This window comes from Vibrio sp. 2096, from assembly GCF_033339595.1.
Lineage (GTDB): Bacteria > Pseudomonadota > Gammaproteobacteria > Enterobacterales > Vibrionaceae > Vibrio > Vibrio alginolyticus.
This window is the reverse complement of the sequence record NZ_JAWOUX010000002.1, coordinates 269,457-291,551: the sequence shown is the minus strand read 5'-3', so window position 1 is coordinate 291,551 and position 22,095 is coordinate 269,457. Positions and strand designations below refer to the sequence as shown.

Sequence of the window (22,095 nt, the reverse complement as noted above, 5' to 3'; positions counted from 1 at the left end):
AAAGATCTCAAGTACAGCGTCACAATGGAACATTTATCATTTTTTTGGCTGCCAAATAATAAAGATAAGCTTATAAACGCACTGGAATCCGAGTTTGCTCAGCTGGTAGAACAGTCCATCGCCACGGGTAAGATTTCGTTACCTCCTATTCCTGATGTCGTGCTTAAAATTCAGCAGTTATGTGTCGAAGAACACACCACGATTGCCGATGTTGCTAACTGTTTATTGGAAGATCCCGGATTAGCAGCGGTCGTTTTACGAGTCGCTAACTCTGTGATTTTCAATCGCAGAAATATCACCTGCAACGACTTAACTACAGCGGTATCTCGTCTCGGAATACTTCGTGTACGTGATATTGTTACCGCACAAGCGATCGAGCAACTTAAACACTCAGTTAATCTCACTAAAGAATGCAATGCCATCTTGGTGAAGAGTGCAGCGATATCGCGTGAGCTCGGTGCCGTCATGGTGATGTTGGTTCAATCGTTTCGTAGCCACGAGCCAGGCACTTATGGTCATCTAGAGCAAGAAAAGGCGTTATTGGTCGGTCTATTAGCCGATATTGGGTTATTTTGCCTAATTAATGAGTACCACTTGTACTTAGATAGGGGCAATTACTTAGACCCAGATATTGCATTGCAGATCTTCCAAACACGTTGTTCTGCCACAAGTAAACTGGTACTTGAGCGTTGGGGGTTTGACAACGACTTCAGAGAAGTATCCTCAAACGAAAAATACGAGTTAACGCGACCAGAAGTGAGTTATCTCGACATCGCTAGAATTGCGCATCATTTATTGATGTTCCGCAATCACGATGAACGCATTGACGAACATGAAGTTGAATTCAACTTAACTGGTGCAGAAGTCTTGTATGAACTTAGTAACATGAGTGATACTGACTTCAATGATCAAATCCGTGCTGTACTCAATGCTAGCGGTTTGTAATTTATCGCTTTCTGATAATACCTTATCCGCGATAAAACGATTCGCTCAAGGCTGAGCTGTGTGTGGTGAAATGTCTCTAATTTCAACCGATAGATAATTTGATTTATGCGTGTTGATGTTATCTCAAAAAGGAATCATTGAGCTTTATGTTCTCAGGGATGCTATTTATTTTCGCTCCGCTTGTGGTGGGGTATCTAATTCCTATATCTCGATCTTCGTTATTGGAGAAGATCAATCAGTCAACGTCCTACCTTATTTACGTCATTTTGTCGTTGATGGGTCTTAGTTTGGCGGCGCTCGATAATTTAAGCAGCAACTTACAAAGTATTCTCCTCTATGCGAGTACGTTTTTTTTGTGTCTAAGTGCCTGCAACCTGTTGGCTCTGCCTATTATTGATAAAATTATTCCACTCCAGACCAATCAGAATCAAAAGAAGCTACCGTTATCTTCGATGGCTTTAGAGTCAGTTAAGCTTATCGTGGTCGTTGGCGGAGGGTTAGTGGTTGGCCTGCTGTTACCCATTGATTTGAGTTGGGTAGATACAGCAAGCGAATGGATACTCTTTCTACTTCTATTTTTTATTGGTATTCAGCTGCGCAATAGTGGACTTACTCTGCGTCAAATCCTATTAAATAAACAAGGAATGGCCATTGCGGCTGTTGTCATCGCAACATGTATGCTTGGTGGCGTTCTTGCAGCGGTGCTTTTGGATCTTCCTCTTTATCAAGCACTCGCAATGGCTTCAGGTTTTGGCTGGTATTCACTCGCAGGTATTTTAATGGGTGACGCTTTTGGTCCGGTATTTGGTGGCGCGTCGTTCTTGATTGAATTGATGAGAGAGTTAGTCGCACTGGTTGCCATTCCTCTCTTTATTCGTAGCTATCCGTGCACCGCAATTGGTTATGCCGGTGCAACAGCAATGGACTTCACCCTACCCGTTATTCAAACTACCGGTGGTGTGCGTTGTGTTCCTGTTGCTATCGTTAGCGGCTTTATTTTGAGTTTATTGGTACCAGTTATGATGCTTTTCTTTGTATCACTTGCTAGCTAGATCTCAGGTTTTCGCTTTAACATCCATTACAATACGGCAAAAATTTAAATACCCAGTTAACGTCAAAGTGGTCAATATTTTTTGGCAAGACCCCTCTTTCTTTTCGTCATTCAGCCCAACGATTTGTCACGACCAAATAGAAAGAAGGGAGAAACATCAACTGATGTGCATTGCGTTAATAAAGGGATAACAACCAGAAGGAAGAAGAATGAAACGCTTTGTCGTTGCAGCGCTCCTCGCTACAAGCTCAACTTTTACGCTTGCCGCAGATCAACAATGTCTTGCTAGCAAATACGATGGCTACGTCGATGCCTCACTACAGTGGTATCAAGATCTTGTTGATTTGACGGTTACCCAATATCCAGATCTGAAAGAAGTTAGTCAATGGTTCTTGGATGGACGTAAACATCACTTTGAATTAAACCGCGAAGCGGTTCACTACTTTCTAGAGAACGACCCTAGCCGCGTTGCGACGGAACAGCCAATCGAAGCATGGTTAAAACTAGAGCAACATGACGTTAAGCAGTTAGCGACCCGAAGCGATAAGTTAGGTGAAGTTGCAAAACAGACATTTAGCGACCGTCAATCAACTAACCACCCAAAAAACTACGAGCTTCGTTCAGCATTCGCTGATCTGCTTAGTCATCCCCAACAAATTGATACCGCACTTAATAAGTACAATCAGTCAATAGAAAAGATTGAAAAGCAGAAATGTGACTAAGATTGCTCGCATTAGTCGTTGATTAGCATTCGAAAACACTAGAATGTTTTAACGTACTCAATCTAGAATTTTTTAATGTGAATATCGTAACCTTCACCTAAAATTTTCATTTCTACAACTTGGGTTTCAACAATTAAAACGGGACTTTGCGCCCGTTTTAGTTTAGATTGTGCCGCTCGCATTACCAAAATAACTACAAAGATTCTTTGCTATGGTTAAGGAACAAAAAACCGCTGATGTTAGCTTTGAGAGCTTGCTAAAGATCTTCACTGTCCCAGAAGGTCCGGACTCAACGTTAACTAAAATTGACGAGAGCCTCTCGCGAAATCTAAATCAATTTCTTCGTGAACACATCGTGGCAGAAGAAAAGCCTTTACGCGAAATCGAAAAAGACTTTTCTTCTGCTCAGATTCCTGAGCAGCCAGAGTTCGTGTCAGATCATACAGAGCACTTACTCGACACTTTGGTGTCGCACTCAGTTCACACATCTTCACCAAGCTTCATTGGTCATATGACATCGGCACTGCCTTATTTCTTGATGCCACTGTCAAAGATCATGATCGCCTTAAACCAAAACCTGGTAAAAATAGAGACTTCCAAAGCCTTTACGCCACTTGAGCGTCAAGTTTTGGGTATGCTGCATCGCTTGATATATGGTCAGAATGATACTTTTTACAATCAGTGGATGCACAGTGCAAACCACTCATTAGGCGCATTTTGTTCCGGCGGCACCATTGCCAATATCACTGCGCTTTGGGTAGCACGTAACAAAGCGTTAAGAGCCAATGGCTCATTTAAAGGCGTTGAGAAGGAAGGCCTTTTTAAAGCCATGAAGCACTATGGCTATGATGGCTTAGCGGTGCTAGTGTCTGAGCGTGGTCACTACTCCCTTAAGAAAGCAGCCGATGTATTAGGGCTAGGCCAAGAGGGCTTGGTTGCGGTTAAAACCGATGCCAACAACCGTATTATTGTCAACGACCTGAAAGCGAAAATTGTTGAGCTCGAAAAACAAAATATCAAGCCTATTGCTGTTATTGGTGTGGCAGGCACAACAGAGACAGGTAATGTTGATCCATTGCCTGAAATCGCTGAAGTCTGCCAAGCTCACGGCTGTCACTTCCATGTAGATGCCGCATGGGGTGGCGCAACACTTATGTCTAACCATCACCGTCACCTTCTTAAAGGTGTGGAAATGGCAGACTCAGTAACTATTGATGCGCACAAGCAGCTCTACATCCCGATGGGCGCTGGTATGGTTCTGTTCAAAGACCCTGACGCAATGAAATCCATAGAACATCACGCTCAATATATATTGCGCAAAGGTTCAAAAGACCTAGGCAGCCATACATTAGAAGGTTCACGTTCGGGTATGGCGATGTTGGTCTACGCCGCAATGCACATCATAAGTCGCCCAGGTTATGAGCTTCTTATTGACCAAAGCATTGAAAAAGCTCGCTACTTTGCGGATTTAATCAAACAGCAAGATGATTTCGAATTAGTTTCTGAACCAGAGCTTTGTCTGCTCACATACCGTTATTTGCCGCCATTCATCCGTGAAGCATTAGCACAAGCAGAAGGCTCACAAAAAGAACAACTGAATGAGCTGATCAATGAGTTAACACAGTTTATTCAAAAGCGTCAGCGCGAAACGGGCAAATCGTTCGTTTCACGTACAAGACTGAACCCAGACCAATGGCAACGCATGAATACGATAGTGTTTAGAGTGGTTTTGGCAAATCCACTGACCACAAAAGAAATTTTGAGCTCAGTGCTTGATGAACAACGCGAAATCGCCAAGCAAGCACCAAATTTGATGAAAAGAATTCAGCAGCTGGTTGTTGATATTCAATCGTCTTAACGGCCAGATCAAGTTACATCAATTTGAAATTTTTTTTCGTTTTGATGTAACTCAAACATCATTATCGTGCGACTAGCGCAACAAAACTTCGTTTACACATCCAATTCTGTAGTTTTTACAACATTTTGTTTGAGGCCTGTCAAATTCTCACTAAATAGTACCCGTTATTGGTTTAGACTGATTGAAGATCAGGTTTATACTGATTCTATGGCGCTGGTTGTTTTCGTTAACGCCCCACTCTACTCCGGAATCTTCGTGTTTCCTTTCGTTAGCAGAGCCAGCGAGTTGTTCTCTATACCCTCGTGAACACTATGAATACATTAGAAAAAATTCAAAAAAACCTGGAGAATTTCAGTAAGTCAGAGCGCAAAGTTGCGGAAGTAATTATGGCGTCTCCACAAACTGCAATTCATTCAAGCATTGCAACGCTGGCTAAAATGGCTGACGTTAGTGAGCCCACTGTAAACCGCTTCTGTCGTCGTCTGGACACCAAGGGCTTTCCAGATTTTAAGCTTCACTTGGCACAGAGCCTAGCAAACGGCACCCCTTACGTTAACCGTAATGTGGAAGAAGACGATGGCCCAGACGCGTACACCCATAAGATTTTCGAATCGACGATGGCCTGTTTAGATGTCGCGAAAAATAGCCTAGATCCAATGCAAGTGAACCGTGCGGTCGATTTGCTAACGCAAGCGAAGCGCATTTCATTCTTTGGCCTTGGTGCATCATCTTCTGTTGCCCGAGACGCACAAAACAAGTTTATTCGCTTTAATATTCCAATTACTTGTTTTGAAGATATTGTTATGCAGCGCATGAGTTGTATCAACTGCAGTGATAATGATGTTGTGGTTCTTATTTCTCATACCGGTCGAACAAAGAGTCAGGTAGAAATAGCGAACCTTGCTCGTGAAAATGGCGCAACGGTTATTGCGATTACAGCGAAGGATTCTCCTCTAGAAAAGGCAAGCTCGCTGGCCATCACGCTCGATATTCCAGAAGATACCGACGTTTACATGCCAATGGCAAGCCGGGTTGTACAAATGACAGTGATTGATGTGCTAGCAACTGGCTTCACTCTTCGCCGTGGTACAGGTTTCCGTGAGAACCTAAAACGCGTAAAAGATGCGTTGAAAGACAGTCGCTATGACAAACTAAGCCAGTACTAAGCACTAAAGCTTAGTCAATACTTTATCTAGGGGAGCTCAAGGCTCCCCTTTTGTTTTAATGCTGCTAAGGGAGCAATCACCCTAAGTCGTTGACACTCGATAAGTCCGTTCTTGATTCCAGTACTTCAACAGAACTGACATGTTGTGCACTCTCTGCTACACACTCTCCACTACAATCACAGACTTGCTGCAATATGTGTATCAAACGTTCCTGATTAAGAGGTAAAGGATTCCCTTTGATTGCCATTGATTTAAGCGCATCATTCGCCACTTGCTCAAAAGAGGTTTGGCATACTCCAAATTGAGCCAGTAGCGGTAACGCTAACTTATCTAGCACCATATTTACCCAAAGAATTCCATCGTGTTCGTTAGCATTTACTCGCTCAGTGACTAATTGGGCCAGCTTACGATAACGACTTATCACATCATTCCTACCCGCGAGTTTAGCAGCGTTAATGTTCTCCTGCATCACGTGCGGAGCTAGGCGAGCCGTAATAACGCTATGGGGGGCGTCTAACTTGCCTCCTAACGCCGATGCTAACCCATGAGCAGCACCTAATTTGGCATTAGTAATCGCCATACCACCAAGCAATGCAGCGAACGATAAATCAGAGCGCGCCTTATGATTATCTTGCTTACAAGCGGCAATCACTGAACGGCTTAAACGGCGTAGCCCCTCTTCGCAGACCATATCAGTAAGAGGGTTTGGCTCACCACACACATACGCTTCCATTAAATGAGTGAACGCATCCATTGCGCCACGTCCAGATGTGTATTGGTCGGTCCCGTAAGTAAGTGTCGGGTCTACAATGGCAACGTCTGCGAGCATATCAGGGCTTCGAAGACTCACTTTCACTTTATCTTGTCCAGATTTCAGCACAGCATTTCTGGTCACTTCTGAACCGGTGCTTGCTGTCGTAGGAATTGCAATAAAATGAAGAGGCTTTGCTTTTAAAGGGACGCTTCTTCCTACCACTTCTACGTAATCGTAAACATTGCCTTGATTGGGAATAATGGCAGCTAAGGCTTTGCCCATATCGATGACGCTGCCACCACCTATCGCAACCACCATATCAGGTTGGAATTTTCTACCGAGCACTGCGGTCTCTTCTACCATCGTGATGTATGGTTCACCAACGATAGCTACGTGCTGGTAACGCATATTTTGAGCTTTAAGATATTGGATAATGGGGGCGGCTCGTTGGGTATCCTGCCCAGTAACCAGCAAAACACTGTAGCCAAATTGGTTAATAACGGATAATGAAGATTGAAGTGCACCTTCACCAAATATAATCCTTGTTGCAGTCATAAACTGAAACATACACACCCTCCCAAAAGAATATACCCAAATAACCTCTCGCCCTCTGATTTAACACTTATGTAAGAGTTGAAGTTATTTGCGTATAGCCAAAATAGATTGCTATTTTTTTAAACAAAAAAAATTGACCAATTCCACCTTGCCATCATTAACCCTTTAGAATGTATGTTTTTTATGCGTCACTTCACATACTTCAGAGTCGTAAAATAAGCACGTGCGTTTAGTTTTTATTCGATAGATTTCACCTATAGAACCAAGAGGTAATTGCCGCTTTATTTCCGTATCTGGATCGGGCATAGTTACTCCAACAAAAGAAAGCGCACTCAGCCGCTATGTTTTGTACGCTTTCAAAAAAGAATAGATTTAGGAGAAATAAGATTATGTTCGTTGTTATCTTTGGTCGCCCTGCATGTCCTTTCTGTGTTCGTGCAAAAGAGCACGCAGAAACGCTAAAAGCAAAACGTGATGACTTCAACTACCGTTACGTTGATATTCACGCTGAAGGTATTTCTAAAGCAGATCTTGAGAAAACAGTTGGTAAACCAGTTGAAACCGTTCCTCAGATCTTTATCGACCAAGAGCACATCGGTGGCTGCGACGAGTTCGAAGCATACGCGAAAGAGCACCTAGGTCTATTTGACGAGTAATAAAGACTGTTTTCAAAAAAGCCGCTTCATGCGGCTTTTTTATTATTTTTCAGCTGGTTATTACGTTAAGTCAACTAATGGTAAAACCTAAAAAAATTCACTTATCTTTTTGCTATATTTAGTTACAATTCACAGTTCTTAATCTTTTTTGGCACACACTCTACCGAGCCACACAGTGAACATAGACGTCGTATACCTTCTCGAGCAAAACCCTATCCTTCTAATCTTCGTCGTATTAGCCATTGGCCTTGCCATCGGAAAAATTCGATTTGGCAAATTACAATTAGGCAACTCTATTGGCGTTCTTATTACCTCTTTGGTAATGGGCCACCTTGGTTTCTCATTTAATGCAGAAGCTTTAACCATTGGCTTTATGCTGTTTATCTACTGCGTTGGCATTGAAGCTGGACCAAACTTTTTTGGTATATTCTTCAGAGATGGTAAGCATTATTTTATTTTAAGCATGACTGTTCTCGTGTCTGCGGTCAGCTTAACGTATGGCTTGAGTCACTATTTCGGCCTCGATTTTGGCTTATCCGCCGGTATGATGGCAGGCGCATTGACCGCAACGCCAGTACTGGTTGGTGCACAAGATGCTCTTAACTCTGGCCTTGCGACTATACCGCGGAATATGGAATTTTCTCTGGTATTAGAAAATCTATCCGTAGGCTACGCGATGGCTTATCTGGTCGGCTTAATTAGCATGATCATGTTTGCTAAATTGTTGCCAAAACTGCAAAAACAAAACCTTTCTGATTCCGCGCAGCAAATCGCACAAGAGCGTGGCCTTGGAAATTCAAGCCAGAGAAAAGTGTATTTACCCATTATTCGAGCTTACCGAGTGGGCCCAGAGCTAATTGACTGGACTGATGGTAAAAACTTACGAGAACTGGGTATTTATCGTCAAACTGGCTGTTACATTGAACGAATCCGCCGAAATGGTATTCTCGCCCACCCAGATGGTGATGCTATCTTGCAAGAGGGAGATGAAATTGCACTGGTTGGCTTCCCTGACAGCCATGCTCGCTTAGACCCTAGCTTCCGTAATGGTAAAGAAGTATTCGACCGTAACTTGCTTGATTTACGCATCGTTGAAGAAGAAATCGTCGTAAAAAGTGACGCAATCGCAGGTAAGCGTTTATCGGATTTGAATTTGTCTGAGTTTGGCTGTTTCTTAAACCGCGTAGTTCGCGCTCAGATTGAAATGCCTATGGACTTAGACATTGTGCTCGCTAAAGGGGACGTCCTTCAAGTGAGCGGCGAGAAAAGCCGAGTACATGGACTGGCGGAAAAAATCGGTTTCATCTCGATCCACAGTCAAATGGCCGATTTGCTCGCTTTTTGTAGCTTCTTTATTTTGGGTATTCTGTTTGGCCTCATCACAATGACGTTCGGTCAGGTGTCTTTCAGTTTGGGTAATGCGGTGGGTCTTCTGTTGTCCGGTATTACGCTTGGTTTCTTACGAGCAAATCACCCTACTTTCGGTTATGTCCCACAAGGGGCGCTGAATATGGTCAAAGATCTAGGGTTAATGTTCTTTATGGTCGGAATTGGTCTAAGTGCAGGTGGAAAGATGTTCGAGCACCTAACGCAAGTAGGACCAAAAGTCATTGGTTTGGCATTTATTGTCAGTGTTGTGCCTGTAGTTCTGGCTTACTTAGTTGGCGCACACGTACTCAAGATGAACCGTGCCCTGCTCTTCGGTGCCATTATTGGCGCCCGTACTTGCGCTCCGGCTATGGATGTCGTTAACGACTACGCTAAGTCCACCATCCCAGCCCTTGGTTATGCGGGTACCTATGCGATTGCGAATATTTTAATGACGCTAGCTGGTACGATTCTGATAATACTAAGTTAATACTCACTTTGACTATGAAATACAAAAAGGCGCTCAATGAGCGCCTTTTGTTTATTGGTTATCTAGTCTGTGATTCGATTAGATTTGAATGAAGTCTGCTTCAACTGCTGGATTCACATCCGCTTCGTAATCTACGCCTTCAACGCCGAAACCAAATAGTTTCAAGAACTCTTCTTTGTACTCAACGTAGTCAGTCAGCTCTTTTAGGTTCTCAGTCGTAATTTGAGGCCATAGCTCACGACAGTGCTGCTGAATGTCGTCACGAAGTTCCCAGTCATCCAGACGTAGGCGGTTCATCTCATCAACTTCTGCCGCGCTACCGTCTTCTTTGTATAGACGTTGGCTGAACATACGGTAGATTTGTTCCATACAACCTTCGTGTACACCTTCTTCGCGCATTTTCTTGAATACCATTGCGATGTACAGTGGCATAACAGGAATTGCAGAACTCGCCTGAGTTACAACAGATTTAAGTACCGCAACATTGGCACTACCACCTGTTACTGCTAACTTGTCGTTTAGCGCTTTCGCTGCACGGTCTAGGTCCATTTTTGCTTTACCTAGTGCACCATCCCAATAAATTGGCCAAGTTAGCTCAGTACCAATGTAGCTATACGCGACGGTCTTACAACCTTCAGCAAGAACACCAGCATCAGACAACGCATTGATCCAAAGTTCCCAATCTTCACCGCCCATTACAGTGACAGTGTCTTTGATTTCTTCTTCTGTTGCAGGCTCAACGCTAGCTTCGATGATCACATCTTTGTTGGTATCAACAGCCGTTGATGTGTAAGTTTCACCGATAGGTTTAAGAGATGAACGAACTAATTCACCAGTTTCTGGCATTTTACGTACTGGAGATGCCAGTGAGTAAACCACCATATCGATTTGACCTAAGTCTTCTTTGATGAGCTCGATAGTTTTCTGTTTCGCTTCATTTGAGAAAGCGTCGCCGTTTAAGCTTTTTGCGTACAGACCTTCTTCACGCGCTAGCTTTTCAAAAGCAGCGGCATTGTAAAAACCTGCTGTACCTGGTTTCTTCTCAGTACCTTCTTTTTCGAAGAAAACACCGATAGTTGATGCACCGCCACCAAATGCCGCAGCGATACGAGAAGATAGACCGTAGCCACTTGATGCACCAACAACAAGAACACGCTTAGGTGCGTTTTTGATTGGACCTTGCGCTTTGGTGTACGCAATTTGTTCTTTTACGTTAGCTTCACAACCAACAGGGTGCGTTGTAGTACAGATAAATCCACGAATTCTAGGTTTGATGATCATATTCAACTTCCTTTAAAAAACCTTGTTAGGATAAAAGTTTCGTTGGGATTTCGCATCTAATTTCTGTAAAAATGCTCTTAAAAGGCAAGTGGTTGGAGCACTATCCCACCATCCACTCCCCAAGAATACAAAAAAGCACCTCATTGAGGTGCTTTTCTTAACATTAGTTGTCTATTATGCCGCCGGATTCAACTGCGACTTTTTTGGGCTATGAGTTCGCACTTCAGAAAAGTCATGACTAAAGTGGTCAACTTGAATCGCCTTGTAGCGCAATTTATCTGCAGCCATGATTTGATCAATTTCTTGCTCAGTTAACACGCCTGCTTCAAATGCTTGCTGCAAACGGTCATGCAGCAGACCTTTACGAGCCACTTTACCATCCTTCGCAGCCTTCATAAGTTTACGCTCCAAAGGTTTAATGTCGTACATTGCAAGGAATGCATTCTCCATTAAGCCTACGCTGTCATCCTCTGATTTTCCGATGTAGCACAGATGCGTGAGGCGATCACGTTGCGCGCCTGGTGTCATCATCGCTTCAGCCAAATTCACACACAGCTCATCACTTGGCTTATTGAAATGATTACCAAGCGGGAACAATAGCCCCTTAAGCACACCGCCAACGTATTTCACAGGGAAGTTGGTGTAAGCCTCATTTAATGACTTAGAAGCGTTATACAAACAGTGTTGAACAGCGTAATGAACGAAGTCTAGATCGCCTTGTTGACGGCCTTCATCTTCATACTTTTTCAAGGCAGCAGATGCCATGTATAGATAGCTTAATCCATCACCCAAACGTGCTGAGATCATTTCTTTACGCTTCAAGTCTCCACCTAAGGTTAACATCGCAAAGTCTGCACTTACTGCAAGTGCACGACTGAGACGAGTAATGTCTTTGTAGTATTGCTGCGTTGGGCCACTCATGTGCGCGTTAACAAATCGAGAACCAGTTAGTGCTGCACCAAATGCACCGAATGTATTACCGAGAGCGTGCTTGATGTGTTTAAAGAGTAAGTTGTCAAATTCTTTCGCACCTTGTTCAGAATCTGGATTCGCCGCAGCTTCCATTTCTTTTAGAACATATGGGTGACATCGAGTCGCACCTTGACCAAAAATCATCAGGTTACGAGTCAGAATATTCGCGCCTTCAACAGTGATAGCAACCGGGATACCAAGGTAATGTTTAGCAAGATAGTTCATTGGACCATCTTGAATCGCACGACCCGCATGGATATCAAACGAATCATTTAGAATGGTACGCGCGATTTCCGTCATGTGGTACTTGGCAATCGCGGTTACAATCCCAGGTTTTTCTTTCATATCGAGAGAAGTCGTCGTTAGCGTACGCGTCGCTTCTAGTAGGTAAGTAAGACCACCAATGCGCCCCATTGCTTCTGCAACACCTTCAAATTTACCGATCGACATTCCAAACTGTTTACGCACGTAAGCATAAGCACCTGTTGTACGTGTAGTAAGGTGACCAATCGCTGTGCCAAGCGCTGGGAGAGAGATACCGCGACCAGCAGAAAGACACTCAACCAGCATACGCCAACCTTTACCTGCATAATCAGCGCCACCGATCAACCAGTCCATAGGGATGAAGACATCTTCACCACGAGTAGGACCATTCATAAACGCAGACCCCAGAGGATCATGGCGTTCGCCTATCTCGACACCTTCATGGTCAGCGGGAATCAACGCACATGTAATGCCAACCTCTTTCTTGTCACCAAGTAGCCCTTCAGGATCCTGCAGTTTAAATGCTAACCCGAGCACTGTCGCAACTGGCGCAAGCGTGATGTAGCGTTTATTCCAACTAACTCGCACGCCAAGCACTTCTTTGCCTTCATGGGTGCCGTAACAAACCACGCCTTGATCAGGTATGCCACCCGCATCAGAACCCGCTTCAGGGCCAGTTAGGGCGAAACAAGGGATGTCTGTACCATCAGCTAAACGAGGCAACCAGTAATCTTTTTGCTCTTGCGTACCATAGTGCGATAGCAGCTCACCAGGACCAAGAGAGTTCGGTACCATTACCGATACCGCGGTACTGATACTTCGAGTCGCAATACGAGAAACAATGGTTGAGTTCGCCAAAGCGGAAAATTCACGACCACCATATGCTTTCGAGATGATCAAAGAGAAAAATCGCTCTTTACGTAGGTACTCCCATACTTCAGGCGGTAAATCCCTGTCTTCTTTGACAATCTTCTGGTCATCAAGCATTTTTAGCAGAGTTTCAAGCTCATTATCCATAAATGACTGCTCTTCTGCCGTCAGTGTAGGCGTTGGATAATGATGCAATGTTGTGAAGTTTGGCTTGCCTGAGAATAGTTCGGCATCCCACCATACACTACCCGCTTCCATCGCCTCTTTCTCTGTGCTAGACAGAGGTGGCAATACTTTTTTGAACACTTTAAAAGCCGGGTCACTAATCCATTTTCTTCGTAGAGAGCTCATAGTTCAGATCCTTTTGTTCACGTAACCGCTCGGGGTATAATCTTATTATTGGTTTAACTTTCTTATTTGTCTTATGCCAACTGCTTTGCTGACATTCCTGCTGACAAATATGGAATCAGTAAATCTACGACAGATTTCACATCGACTTCCTTTTCAAACTTACTTTCTGCCAGCTCCGAAAGAGCTTGGCTTGAAGCCATCGTAAATACACAGGTTCCTAACGTGAAGTGCAGTCGCCAAAACAACTGTTCTTCACATAGTTCCGGGTTCGCCTTCATTATCGAGAAAGTGAAAAGGTTCAGTACCTCTTCGTATCTGGTGGTAATGAACCAGCGTAGATGACCTTGAACGTCTGTATAACCGCGGCCAATTAACAACATAAATAGCGCAGTACCATTTGGGCGTACATCATTTAATGTACGTAAAGGTAATCGCAATGACTCAAAGACATCGTCCATGTTGTAGCTATCGCGCGTGTTTAACTCAATTAATGAAGTCTTAATGCTCGGCATCAGTGCTTCTAAATACCTATCTAAAACCGCTCTAACCAGCGTTTTTTTATCGCCAAAGTGATAGTTTACCGATGCTAAGTTAACGTTAGCTTTACCTGTTATCGTTCTTAGCGAAGTATCATTAAAGCCATGTTCAGCAAAGAGTCCTTCTGCGACATCGAGTATTTTTTCTTTTGTTGATGTTCTCGGGGCCATTTTAATCACTCGTATTAAACAACTGTTTGAAAATATACTCCCGAAACTTAAGATTAACAAATGATTAACATCACACTTTAACCAATTGGTCTGACCAGACAGTAAAAGGTGTGATCTAATCTTTTGAAATTCAATCGAATACTCCAGTGAAGCTTGTCAGAAGAAAACGATCAAATTTCTCAGACCATCGCAATTGAAACGCTAACAATAGCCTTGACGGCTCGGAGTAAGCGACGAGAGTATGAAATACATCTTCGGTTCTAGGGGATATAAAATGAGAAACACCGAAGTTAGTCACTTCACCAAGTTGGTAATCCATCTCGATTTTTCTATTACTTTCGGGTGTGTAAGAAGCTAGAAAGCATTAAGTAGAAATTTTTTGAAAAAAAATGGAACTGTTTGGAAAAGGCTCGGTCTGAATATACGTAACAGTTAGGGCATTTGAAGTTTCACTGGCCGTCAAACTTGTTTCCATCTAATTGTTACGTTGCTGCTTTTTTCTTATTAACTCCTATGTTTGTATCCGCCCAGTCAAATTTTCGGCTGGGCTTTTTTTCGCCTATAGATTTGCCAAGCGCCTCTTTCGATGATTTGCCCCAACTCCATAAGCTAGACCTTAGCTGGTCACAAAAGTAACCAGCCTGAAGTGGTTGATGTGCCGATCTGCAGACATAAAAAAGCCTCCCGAATGGGAGGCTTTACTAAACAGTGTGTATCTTACGCTTGCGCTTTCTTAGGCAAAGAAAAGTGCAGTAACGCGTAGCCAAGTAACGCGGCTGTCGTCGAGCCCATTAAGATACCGAGTCGAGCATAGGTATCAAACTCAGGGCTTACATTTCCAAACGCTAAAGAGGAAATGAATATAGACATTGTAAAACCGATACCACACAACACAGATACCGCAAAGATATGCTTGAAGTTAATGCCTTCCGGTAGCTTAGCTACACCCATTTTTACAGCAGCCCAACTAAAGGTGAAGATACCTAGAGGCTTACCAACCAGTAGCCCCAAAGCAATACCTAATGGCAGCATTGAAGTTAGGCCTGACATCGATACGCCTTCTAGCGAAATCCCCGCATTTGCAAATGCGAATAGAGGTAAGATACCAAATGCCACGTATGGATGAAGTGCATGCTCCATGTGCTTAAGTGGGGAATGTTCGCCCTGTTTACCCTTAAGAGGAATAGCAAAGCCGATCACTACGCCTGCAAGTGTTGCGTGAACACCAGATTTAAGTACCGCAAACCATAAGATCGCGCCGACTATCATGTATGGCGTCAGTTTCGTCACTTCCTTCGCATTCAACATGAACAGGACACCAGTCATGATGAAGCCAACAAGCAGCGCCATGCTAGAAAGATCACCTGTGTAAAACAGTGCAATAATAACAACCACGCCTAAATCGTCGATGATAGCGAGAGCTAACAAAAATACTTTAAGGCTTACTGGTACACGCTTACCTAGTAGCGCCATGATACCTAGAGCAAATGCAATATCCGTCGCAGCTGGAATGGCCCAGCCAGAAACCGCCTCTGGGTCGTTAGCATTAAACGCAACGTAAATAAGAGCAGGGGCTAACATACCACCAACCGCTGCAATCGCAGGGAAAATTGCGGTTTCTTTTGATTTTAGCGCTCCTTCAAGTAGCTCTCGCTTCACTTCAAGGCCAATAAGTAAGAAGAAAACAGCCATTAGGCCGTCATTAATCCAGTGAGAAACTGACATACCGAATACATAAGTATGCAGTACAGATTGATAAGTTTCGCCCAGCGGTGAGTTAGCAATGGTCATCGCAATTGCCGCTGCAATTACGAGAAGAATACCACCTGCTGATTCCATTTTGAAAAAGTCACGAATGACATCGTTCATGGTTTCGTCCTTATATTTATTATCTTAATAAACGATTAACAAAGAGTGATAAGAGTGTATAGCTGTCGAAAACTTTAGAATAATCGCTTCTTCAGAGTATAAACTTCGGTTTTTTCGATGTTAAGTTTACTATACATCGTATTTTCCAACATGACACTCAATTTTGATCGGAGATCGTATTTGTACTTGTCGCACCAAATATTTATCAAGATGATGAGAAAATCAGCATAACACGGCTTGTACCATCATGATAACCCCGTACTTTTGAGAAAAAGCTAGGAAGCTTCGCGCACCAAAAAACCACCCGTAGGGGGTGGTTTTCTTCACAACTCAATAGCCTGTCAGCTGCATAAAGCCCCAAGCCTCATTGGAGCCGGAAGCTAAAGTAGGCCCTTCCCAGTAAGGTATTACAAAGGGTAGCCACATATCTGACTTGATAATGCGGGTAGTCAAATTAATTTGATGCTTCGGAATATTGATAATCCACTGCAAAGGTAACCTTCTTCCATTGGATAAACTGGTCACTTGCATTGGTTTAATACTGATATCATCGTCTGAGAGGTTGATGACTTTACCTGAGCGTGTCGACAACGTGCCAAATACGTGCGGTGTTTGCCCATGGTGACGATAACGGCTAACAGTTAATGCTCGACCATCATCTAAATTGAAAACAAACCAATCCCAGCCTTGTTGCCCCTCACCAATTAAGCCGCTGCCCCATTCTTTTTGCGCCCATGCAGAACCCGTCACTGAGAATCGCTTACCATTTAAGCTTAAGCTGCCTTTTACTTTTAAAAATGGAGCACTGAAGCTAAAAGAAGCAACAGATTGCAACGCATGTTTAACTTGGAAGCCTTTGTCTCCATTCACCACAAAGGGGCCGCTTGTCATGGTATTGAGCTCAAGTCCAAACGTATCAGTATTCACATTCAAGTTGCCCGGGAAAGGCGTCGCACCGAGTGATCGCCAAGTCCAATTATCAATCCATAACCTGAAAGGACGATTGATCATACCAGCTTGGCCTATCCCACCTCTAGCTACCCGTTGCTCTTTCCATACATGCGAGCCATGACTGACGACAACATGTGAAATGTACAATTGAGGGTTCTGCCAACCGCTGGTTTCTCGCTCGTCCGTCGCAACCCTGAAATAGCTCCATTGAACATTGTAGATCTTGCCTTGCTCATCTTTTAGCTTCGCAAAGTAGTGCCACCATTCATGCTGATACTCGGGATGAAAGCGAAAGTCTGAGGGTAAAGAGACATGCTCATTAGGTAGTACAGGCTCGAAAATCGTTTGATTTTCACGCGTTAAGATAGAATCAAGTTCGCTTTCTCGTGTTGCTGTCGCCTCTAACCAAAAAGTTGAGTAAAAAGCAGCCCCAGTCAGAAAAGCGAACGTAACAACAATGAGCGTTGAAACCAACAAGCGTTTTTTAGAGCCCATTTTTTTCATTACAACGCGTCCCTTAATGACTTCATCGGTGTACTTTTGATCATTCTAATAACTGGCAATGCGCCAGCAACCATGATGGCAAGCATCGCCCAAGCAATGGTTTGAGCATACTCCCATGGAATCGTTTGAAGCTCTAGAGACCAGCCAAATGATTGCTTAATGATAATATCAACGATCAAATGTGCGAGCGCCAAGCCGAGCGGCACTGCAATAATCGCAGAAATGGCTCCGAAGACGAATAGCTGCAAACCACCTAATACGACAAGTTCTTTTCCGGACACACCCATGCACCTTAATAAGGAAAAATGCCGCTGCCGTGAAAGTTCTCCTGCCAACGTCGCAAAGAATAAACCAAACACTGCAATAATCAGCGTGATATTGCCCAAGGTTCCTGCTATCGCAAAGGTATGATCAAACACTCTCATTGCTTGGCTATAAATATTACCGTTATCAAACACACGATCTTGCGGGAGACGGAATACATTCTCTAAGCGATTTTTCAGCCCTTCTCCATTGACGTTATCTTTTAATACTACGCCAAGACCAACATTACCCGTACCTGCAAATGCATACAGCCAATTCCGGTGCGACATCATCACCTGGTTATATGGGTTTCCATAATCGTAGTAAACGCCTACGACTTGCCAGTCACCACCAAGCGGTTCTTGCAAGTTAATGAAATCGCCAGGGCGGATATCCAGCTTCAAGGCCATCGACTCACTGACCATTAAGCTCTTGGTAGCGTGCAGTTGATACCAGTAATTTGGGACACCTAACTTGACGGTAAGTGAGTCTAACTCACCTTCAGAAGAGCCCGTACTCACAACTTGCAGAGCACCATGCTCGGTCGGCATATCTTTTTCCCAGCGCCACCAAACCGAGTTCACCTCTGGCTGATTCTGGAGCCATGCGCTCATCCTAGCGGCTGAATTGTTGGTCGGATAGATGTACACATCAGCCGCTAATCGCTGATTTAGCCACTTATCGGTTGTATCTCGAAAGCTTCCGACCATCGTTTCTACACCAATGTTTGCCGCCAGCGCTAACATAAACGCCATCGTAGCCACACCGCGATAGCTCATGCTCGCTGCTGCATCAGCAAAAAACCAACGGACACGAACCCATCGCATGGTATAAGAAAAACTTTGGAACATATGCCACATAATAAATGGCATAAACAACGCCACACTAACCAACATCAGCGCAATAATAGCAAAGCCGGTTTCTTGTGTTTTCGGCGCCTGATATACCGCTATTGCAGCGACACAAAACGCACATGCCGCAAGCGCCTGCCAAGAGAACTCTCTTCCAGCAAATCGCATTAGCGACAGTCGAGAAGAAAGGCGGATTGGTTGTGACTTCAACAAACGGATTAATGGCCACAGACACGATATCAACGCACCCATCGCTGCCATGATTAGACTGTATAAGCTAGATTGCCATGACCATCCTATGGTTAAGCCTACGTTGGCATCATACAAATCACTCAGGCTCGAAGACACTGCTGGGATAAGTTCATTTGCTAAGATCAAGCCAAAAAAGTTACCACACGCCCACGCAATAAAGACGAGCAAAGACAACTCTAGCAATAAGGCTTGCGCTAACTGTGTTCCGTTAACACCAGTCTGTCTCAAAATACCTACCAAACGTTGTCGCTGGATGAAAGACAGAGACATCGCTTGATAAAAAATAAACAACCCAACCAAAAACGAGAGCATTCCCATCGCGGTGAGATTCATATGGAATGCGTTAGTTAGCGACTCAAGCTCAGTACGCGTATTCCTAACAAGCGTCATTCCGTTTGGCAACATGTTTTTCAGTGCTATCAGCTTTTCCTCTGGCATTTCGCCACAAGAAATCGCAGACAAACCTGAGCTCCGCTTGAGCATACGCAACAACGATATATCAGTAACCAACCGAGTACCCGAAAGCATCTTGTCCTTATCTACTTGAATAGGCCCAAGACGGCTTCCGTCATTCATCTCAATGAAGTCCCCATCCTGCCAACTCATGTAAGCGGCTAAATCTTGACTAACAAGAATAGGATAAGGAGGCTTCATTAGTGATAAAACAGGCATCTCACCTAGCGATTTTCCTTGTTGTAGTGGGATCATCGCGACAGGATCTATCCCCACCAACATCAGGCTCATATCGGTCTTGGCATCTAGATGAAGCACGTCAAACGGTGCACATTGGTTAAACCCAGCTCGACGTAACTGAATATAGAAACCTTGAGGAATTTTATTGGCAGAGTGCTTCGTTCGGATTCGGTATGGCAAAGGATTAGAGAAAAGCTTTTCCCCAGTGGCATAACTTTGTTTTGCATGCTGGTTGATAGAAGTAACACCAACAAGGAGGGACACGCCTAAAGTTAATCCCAGCCAGACAAGAATAATTTGTAGAGGGTAACGACGGTAATGACCGAGTAGTGCCTTAACTACGGGCCATAACATGTAGCTGCCCTCCTTGAAGTCGAATCTTTCCTTCCATATGGGCGGCCACTTTTTCACTGTGCGTCACTAACAGCAAAGTACACTCCAGTTGGCGAGCGAGACTCGTTAGTAAGCGCATTACTGCTTCTGCGTTTCGCTCGTCTAGGCTACCAGTTGGCTCATCAGCAAGCAGGATTTTTGGCTCCATATAGAGTGCACGAGCAATCGCCGCACGTTGTTGCTGACCACCAGACGCCTCTTCCGGATAACGTCCTAGCAATGGCATTAAGTCCAAAGCAGAAAGAATTTGACGCCACAACTCTTTATCTTCCGGCAGACCTTTTAACTGACGACAAAAACGAATATTGTCGGCAATATTAAGTGTAGGAAGCAGGTTGAATTGTTGGAAGATATTCCCAATATTGTTGCGGCGATAAAGGGTTCTTAAATGCTCCGGTGCTTCATGCATAGCAAAATTTGGAAACTGCACTTCACCAGAGTCAGCAGTATCTAATCCGGCGATTAAATTCAGCAGAGTACTTTTACCCGAACCACTTTCTCCCATCAGAGCAACTTGGTCGCCTTGCTGCAATGTTAATTCTGCCCCTTGTAATACAGGGTGAAACTCTCCCCCGTCTACATAGCCTTTACATAGGTCTGACAGTTTTAACATTGATTATGCCGCTCGGATGGTGTTTAAAAATTGGGATCAGAATCTACACTAAAATCCTGTTAGTAGAAAGTATTTTGAATGCTTGATCACACTATGGAAGTACAAATGCAACTCGATTCACTTTCTGTTGCTAATTTTGTTGACGTTTTGAGCAGATTTTTGCAGCCAAAATAAACTCTGTTCCTCCTTACTGGCCAATCAGGTTTTTCATCCATTTTCGGCTAACCATTCTTGGCAAGCAAATCACCCACTTCACAACTTCTTCTGTCAAAAAGAGTAAGTAAACCCATTGTGGGTCCCAATTGAGATAAATCGCTGCAAATGCTGCGAGTGGAATCCCGATCACCCACTGCGCCAAGATGTCTTGATACAAACAAAACTTAACATCACCGCCCGCACGTAATACACCAACAATAGCCATCATCGGCACCGAGCGTAGCACGACACCCAACGCAAGAATCACCATAAACTGTTCAGCTAGCTCGCGAGTGTCCGTTGTCAGTGCACTAAACGCATTAAGGATCCATTGATTTGACACTATCAACAAGACGGCGACCACAAATGCGATAAGCACATTCAAAATGACCGTAGCCCATGCTTGATAATAAACGGGTTCAAAATTACGAGCGCCGAGCTGGTTCCCTACTAGAACTGCAGCCGCATTAGATAAACCAATCATCATCGCCAATGCGATCGACTCAACAGGTGTCATTACGGAAAGCGCCGCCAAACCTTGCACGCCTGCTTGCCCCATGATGGCGTGATAAGCAAACAACCCACCAGCCCACGCCAAGAAGTTAAGTGTGGTTGGCAAAGAGAGGCTCAAGAAACGCGTAATTTTATCTAAGACCAATCCTGCGCGTATATCATCCCAGCCAAATGCGATTATGTGTTTTTTCAACCATAGATAACCAAACAAGCAACCTACTTCGATCGCGCCACTGATTACCGTTGCGATCGCTGCTCCCGTAATACCCAAAGCAGGAGCGCCTAATTGACCAAAAATTAAAACCCAGTTAAGAAAAACATTAGATAAAATGCCTATACCACTAAAAAAAGTGCTTAAGCCTGGTTGGTGCATCGCCCTTAGGCCCACCGACATACTGGCCACACATGCAACAGCAAACATGCTAACCGACGAAATAATGAGATAGCTTGCCCCTAATTCAATCACTTCTTGTGAATCGGTAGTCAAACTCATGATGGGCTGTGGAAAAACAACAAACAAAGCAACAGCAATCGCAGCAAACATCATTGCGATCATCCATGTTAAAGCGGTACTGCGACGCACCCCAACTTTATCGCCAGCCCCCCAATATTGAGCGGTTAACAACGCACCGCCCGTTGTCACCCCAACTAACATGATGGTGGTGACGAAAGTCGCGCGCGCAGCAACTCCAACAGCGGCAATTTCAGCTTCACCAAGTTGACCAAGCATAAGAACATCGACGAGGCTTCTGCTAGAAAACATCATGCTTTGCAGTGTAATTGGTAACGCGATTGCAAATAAACGACGTAAGAATGCTTTGTCTGCGTGTATTGAGAGTTGAGAAAGAAAAGTCACAAGCGCTCCAACGACAACTTATTGATAGAATGGGGGAAGTGTCTCATGATTATACTCTGTGGTGTTTATTCCACCAAAGATAAAAGGACAGA

At 44.0% G+C, this 22,095-nt stretch carries 16 protein-coding genes; 7 read left to right on the top strand and 9 right to left on the bottom strand.

The genetic code is table 11. The annotated features are described in order from the left end of the window. Positions 1-24 precede the first annotated feature (24 nt). The 5 genes from R7Q41_RS04600 to R7Q41_RS04580 all read left to right on the top strand — a co-directional run bounded on the left by R7Q41_RS04600 (position 25) and on the right by R7Q41_RS04580 (position 5,742). Positions 25-945, top strand: a complete 921-nt coding sequence (locus R7Q41_RS04600) for an HDOD domain-containing protein (RefSeq protein ID WP_005378009.1) — start codon at positions 25-27, stop codon at positions 943-945. A gap of 146 nt (positions 946-1,091) precedes the next feature. Beyond that, positions 1,092-1,997 (top strand): lysine exporter LysO family protein, encoded by a 906-nt coding sequence (locus R7Q41_RS04595; protein ID WP_005378011.1) that lies wholly within the window; start codon positions 1,092-1,094, stop codon positions 1,995-1,997. A gap of 208 nt (positions 1,998-2,205) precedes the next feature. After that, positions 2,206-2,718 (top strand): hypothetical protein, encoded by a 513-nt coding sequence (locus R7Q41_RS04590; RefSeq protein ID WP_017634875.1) that lies wholly within the window; start codon positions 2,206-2,208, stop codon positions 2,716-2,718. Between the two features lie 211 nt (positions 2,719-2,929). Then, positions 2,930-4,576 (top strand): pyridoxal-dependent aspartate 1-decarboxylase PanP, encoded by a 1,647-nt coding sequence (panP, locus tag R7Q41_RS04585; RefSeq protein ID WP_005378019.1) that lies wholly within the window; start codon positions 2,930-2,932, stop codon positions 4,574-4,576. 311 nt (positions 4,577-4,887) lie between these two features. Further along, positions 4,888-5,742 (top strand): MurR/RpiR family transcriptional regulator, encoded by an 855-nt coding sequence (locus tag R7Q41_RS04580; protein WP_005378021.1) that lies wholly within the window; start codon positions 4,888-4,890, stop codon positions 5,740-5,742. 76 nt (positions 5,743-5,818) lie between these two features. On the opposite strand, the gene R7Q41_RS04575 is transcribed toward R7Q41_RS04580, so the two are convergent. After that, complete coding sequence (locus R7Q41_RS04575; protein ID WP_054576427.1) at positions 5,819-7,063, bottom strand: iron-containing alcohol dehydrogenase; 1,245 nt, start codon at positions 7,061-7,063, stop codon at positions 5,819-5,821. Between the two features lie 377 nt (positions 7,064-7,440). On the opposite strand from R7Q41_RS04575, the gene R7Q41_RS04570 reads away from it, so the two are divergent. Further along, the gene (locus tag R7Q41_RS04570; RefSeq protein ID WP_005378026.1) at positions 7,441-7,707 is read left to right on the top strand and encodes a GrxA family glutaredoxin; all 267 of its coding nucleotides are present in this window, start codon (positions 7,441-7,443) and stop codon (positions 7,705-7,707) included. A gap of 175 nt (positions 7,708-7,882) precedes the next feature. After that, the gene (locus R7Q41_RS04565; RefSeq protein ID WP_005378028.1) at positions 7,883-9,565 is read left to right on the top strand and encodes an aspartate:alanine antiporter; all 1,683 of its coding nucleotides are present in this window, start codon (positions 7,883-7,885) and stop codon (positions 9,563-9,565) included. 78 nt (positions 9,566-9,643) lie between these two features. Here the strand turns inward: R7Q41_RS04565 and fabV are convergent, their stop codons facing one another. From fabV to R7Q41_RS04525, 8 genes are all read right to left on the bottom strand, one after another. Next, positions 9,644-10,846: an enoyl-ACP reductase FabV gene (gene fabV / locus R7Q41_RS04560; RefSeq protein WP_005378029.1), complete on the bottom strand. Its 1,203-nt coding sequence runs from the start codon at positions 10,844-10,846 to the stop codon at positions 9,644-9,646. Positions 10,847-11,020: 174 nt separating this feature from the next. Then, on the bottom strand, positions 11,021-13,303 hold the full coding sequence (locus tag R7Q41_RS04555; protein ID WP_065274396.1) for an acyl-CoA dehydrogenase: 2,283 nt from the start codon (positions 13,301-13,303) through the stop codon (positions 11,021-11,023). A 71-nt stretch (positions 13,304-13,374) separates the two neighbouring features. Continuing rightward, complete coding sequence (locus R7Q41_RS04550; protein WP_005378033.1) at positions 13,375-14,010, bottom strand: TetR/AcrR family transcriptional regulator; 636 nt, start codon at positions 14,008-14,010, stop codon at positions 13,375-13,377. 717 nt (positions 14,011-14,727) lie between these two features. Then, on the bottom strand, positions 14,728-15,879 hold the full coding sequence (gene nhaA, locus R7Q41_RS04545; protein WP_005378034.1) for a Na+/H+ antiporter NhaA: 1,152 nt from the start codon (positions 15,877-15,879) through the stop codon (positions 14,728-14,730). A 330-nt stretch (positions 15,880-16,209) separates the two neighbouring features. Next, positions 16,210-17,334, bottom strand: coding sequence for a lipocalin-like domain-containing protein (locus R7Q41_RS04540; protein WP_042521997.1), 1,125 nt, complete (start codon positions 17,332-17,334; stop codon positions 16,210-16,212). Beyond that, positions 17,334-19,787: an ABC transporter permease gene (locus R7Q41_RS04535; RefSeq protein WP_005378038.1), complete on the bottom strand. Its 2,454-nt coding sequence runs from the start codon at positions 19,785-19,787 to the stop codon at positions 17,334-17,336. The genes R7Q41_RS04540 and R7Q41_RS04535 overlap by 1 nt, the downstream gene beginning before the upstream one ends. Next, positions 19,768-20,439 carry an ABC transporter ATP-binding protein gene (locus R7Q41_RS04530; RefSeq protein ID WP_005378040.1) on the bottom strand — a complete coding sequence of 224 codons (672 nt, stop codon included), beginning with the start codon at positions 20,437-20,439 and terminating at the stop codon, positions 19,768-19,770. The genes R7Q41_RS04535 and R7Q41_RS04530 overlap by 20 nt, the downstream gene beginning before the upstream one ends. A gap of 187 nt (positions 20,440-20,626) precedes the next feature. Beyond that, positions 20,627-22,003, bottom strand: a complete 1,377-nt coding sequence (locus R7Q41_RS04525) for an MATE family efflux transporter (protein WP_318144375.1) — start codon at positions 22,001-22,003, stop codon at positions 20,627-20,629. Between the last annotated feature and the right edge of the window lie 92 nt (positions 22,004-22,095).

Bases quoted from the DNA above. Each gene is read 5' to 3' on its own strand.
- R7Q41_RS04600 (WP_005378009.1), top strand. From the start codon at position 25: ATGGAACATTTATCATTTTTTTGGCTGCCAAATAATAAAGATAAGCTT.
- R7Q41_RS04595 (WP_005378011.1), top strand. From the start codon at position 1,092: ATGTTCTCAGGGATGCTATTTATTTTCGCTCCGCTTGTGGTGGGGTAT.
- R7Q41_RS04590 (WP_017634875.1), top strand. From the start codon at position 2,206: ATGAAACGCTTTGTCGTTGCAGCGCTCCTCGCTACAAGCTCAACTTTT.
- panP (WP_005378019.1), top strand. From the start codon at position 2,930: ATGGTTAAGGAACAAAAAACCGCTGATGTTAGCTTTGAGAGCTTGCTA.
- R7Q41_RS04580 (WP_005378021.1), top strand. From the start codon at position 4,888: ATGAATACATTAGAAAAAATTCAAAAAAACCTGGAGAATTTCAGTAAG.
- R7Q41_RS04575 (WP_054576427.1), bottom strand. From the start codon at position 7,063: ATGTTTCAGTTTATGACTGCAACAAGGATTATATTTGGTGAAGGTGCA.
- R7Q41_RS04570 (WP_005378026.1), top strand. From the start codon at position 7,441: ATGTTCGTTGTTATCTTTGGTCGCCCTGCATGTCCTTTCTGTGTTCGT.
- fabV (WP_005378029.1), bottom strand. From the start codon at position 10,846: ATGATCATCAAACCTAGAATTCGTGGATTTATCTGTACTACAACGCAC.
- R7Q41_RS04555 (WP_065274396.1), bottom strand. From the start codon at position 13,303: ATGAGCTCTCTACGAAGAAAATGGATTAGTGACCCGGCTTTTAAAGTG.
- R7Q41_RS04550 (WP_005378033.1), bottom strand. From the start codon at position 14,010: ATGGCCCCGAGAACATCAACAAAAGAAAAAATACTCGATGTCGCAGAA.
- nhaA (WP_005378034.1), bottom strand. From the start codon at position 15,879: ATGAACGATGTCATTCGTGACTTTTTCAAAATGGAATCAGCAGGTGGT.
- R7Q41_RS04540 (WP_042521997.1), bottom strand. From the start codon at position 17,334: ATGAAAAAAATGGGCTCTAAAAAACGCTTGTTGGTTTCAACGCTCATT.
- R7Q41_RS04535 (WP_005378038.1), bottom strand. From the start codon at position 19,787: ATGTTATGGCCCGTAGTTAAGGCACTACTCGGTCATTACCGTCGTTAC.
- R7Q41_RS04530 (WP_005378040.1), bottom strand. From the start codon at position 20,439: ATGTTAAAACTGTCAGACCTATGTAAAGGCTATGTAGACGGGGGAGAG.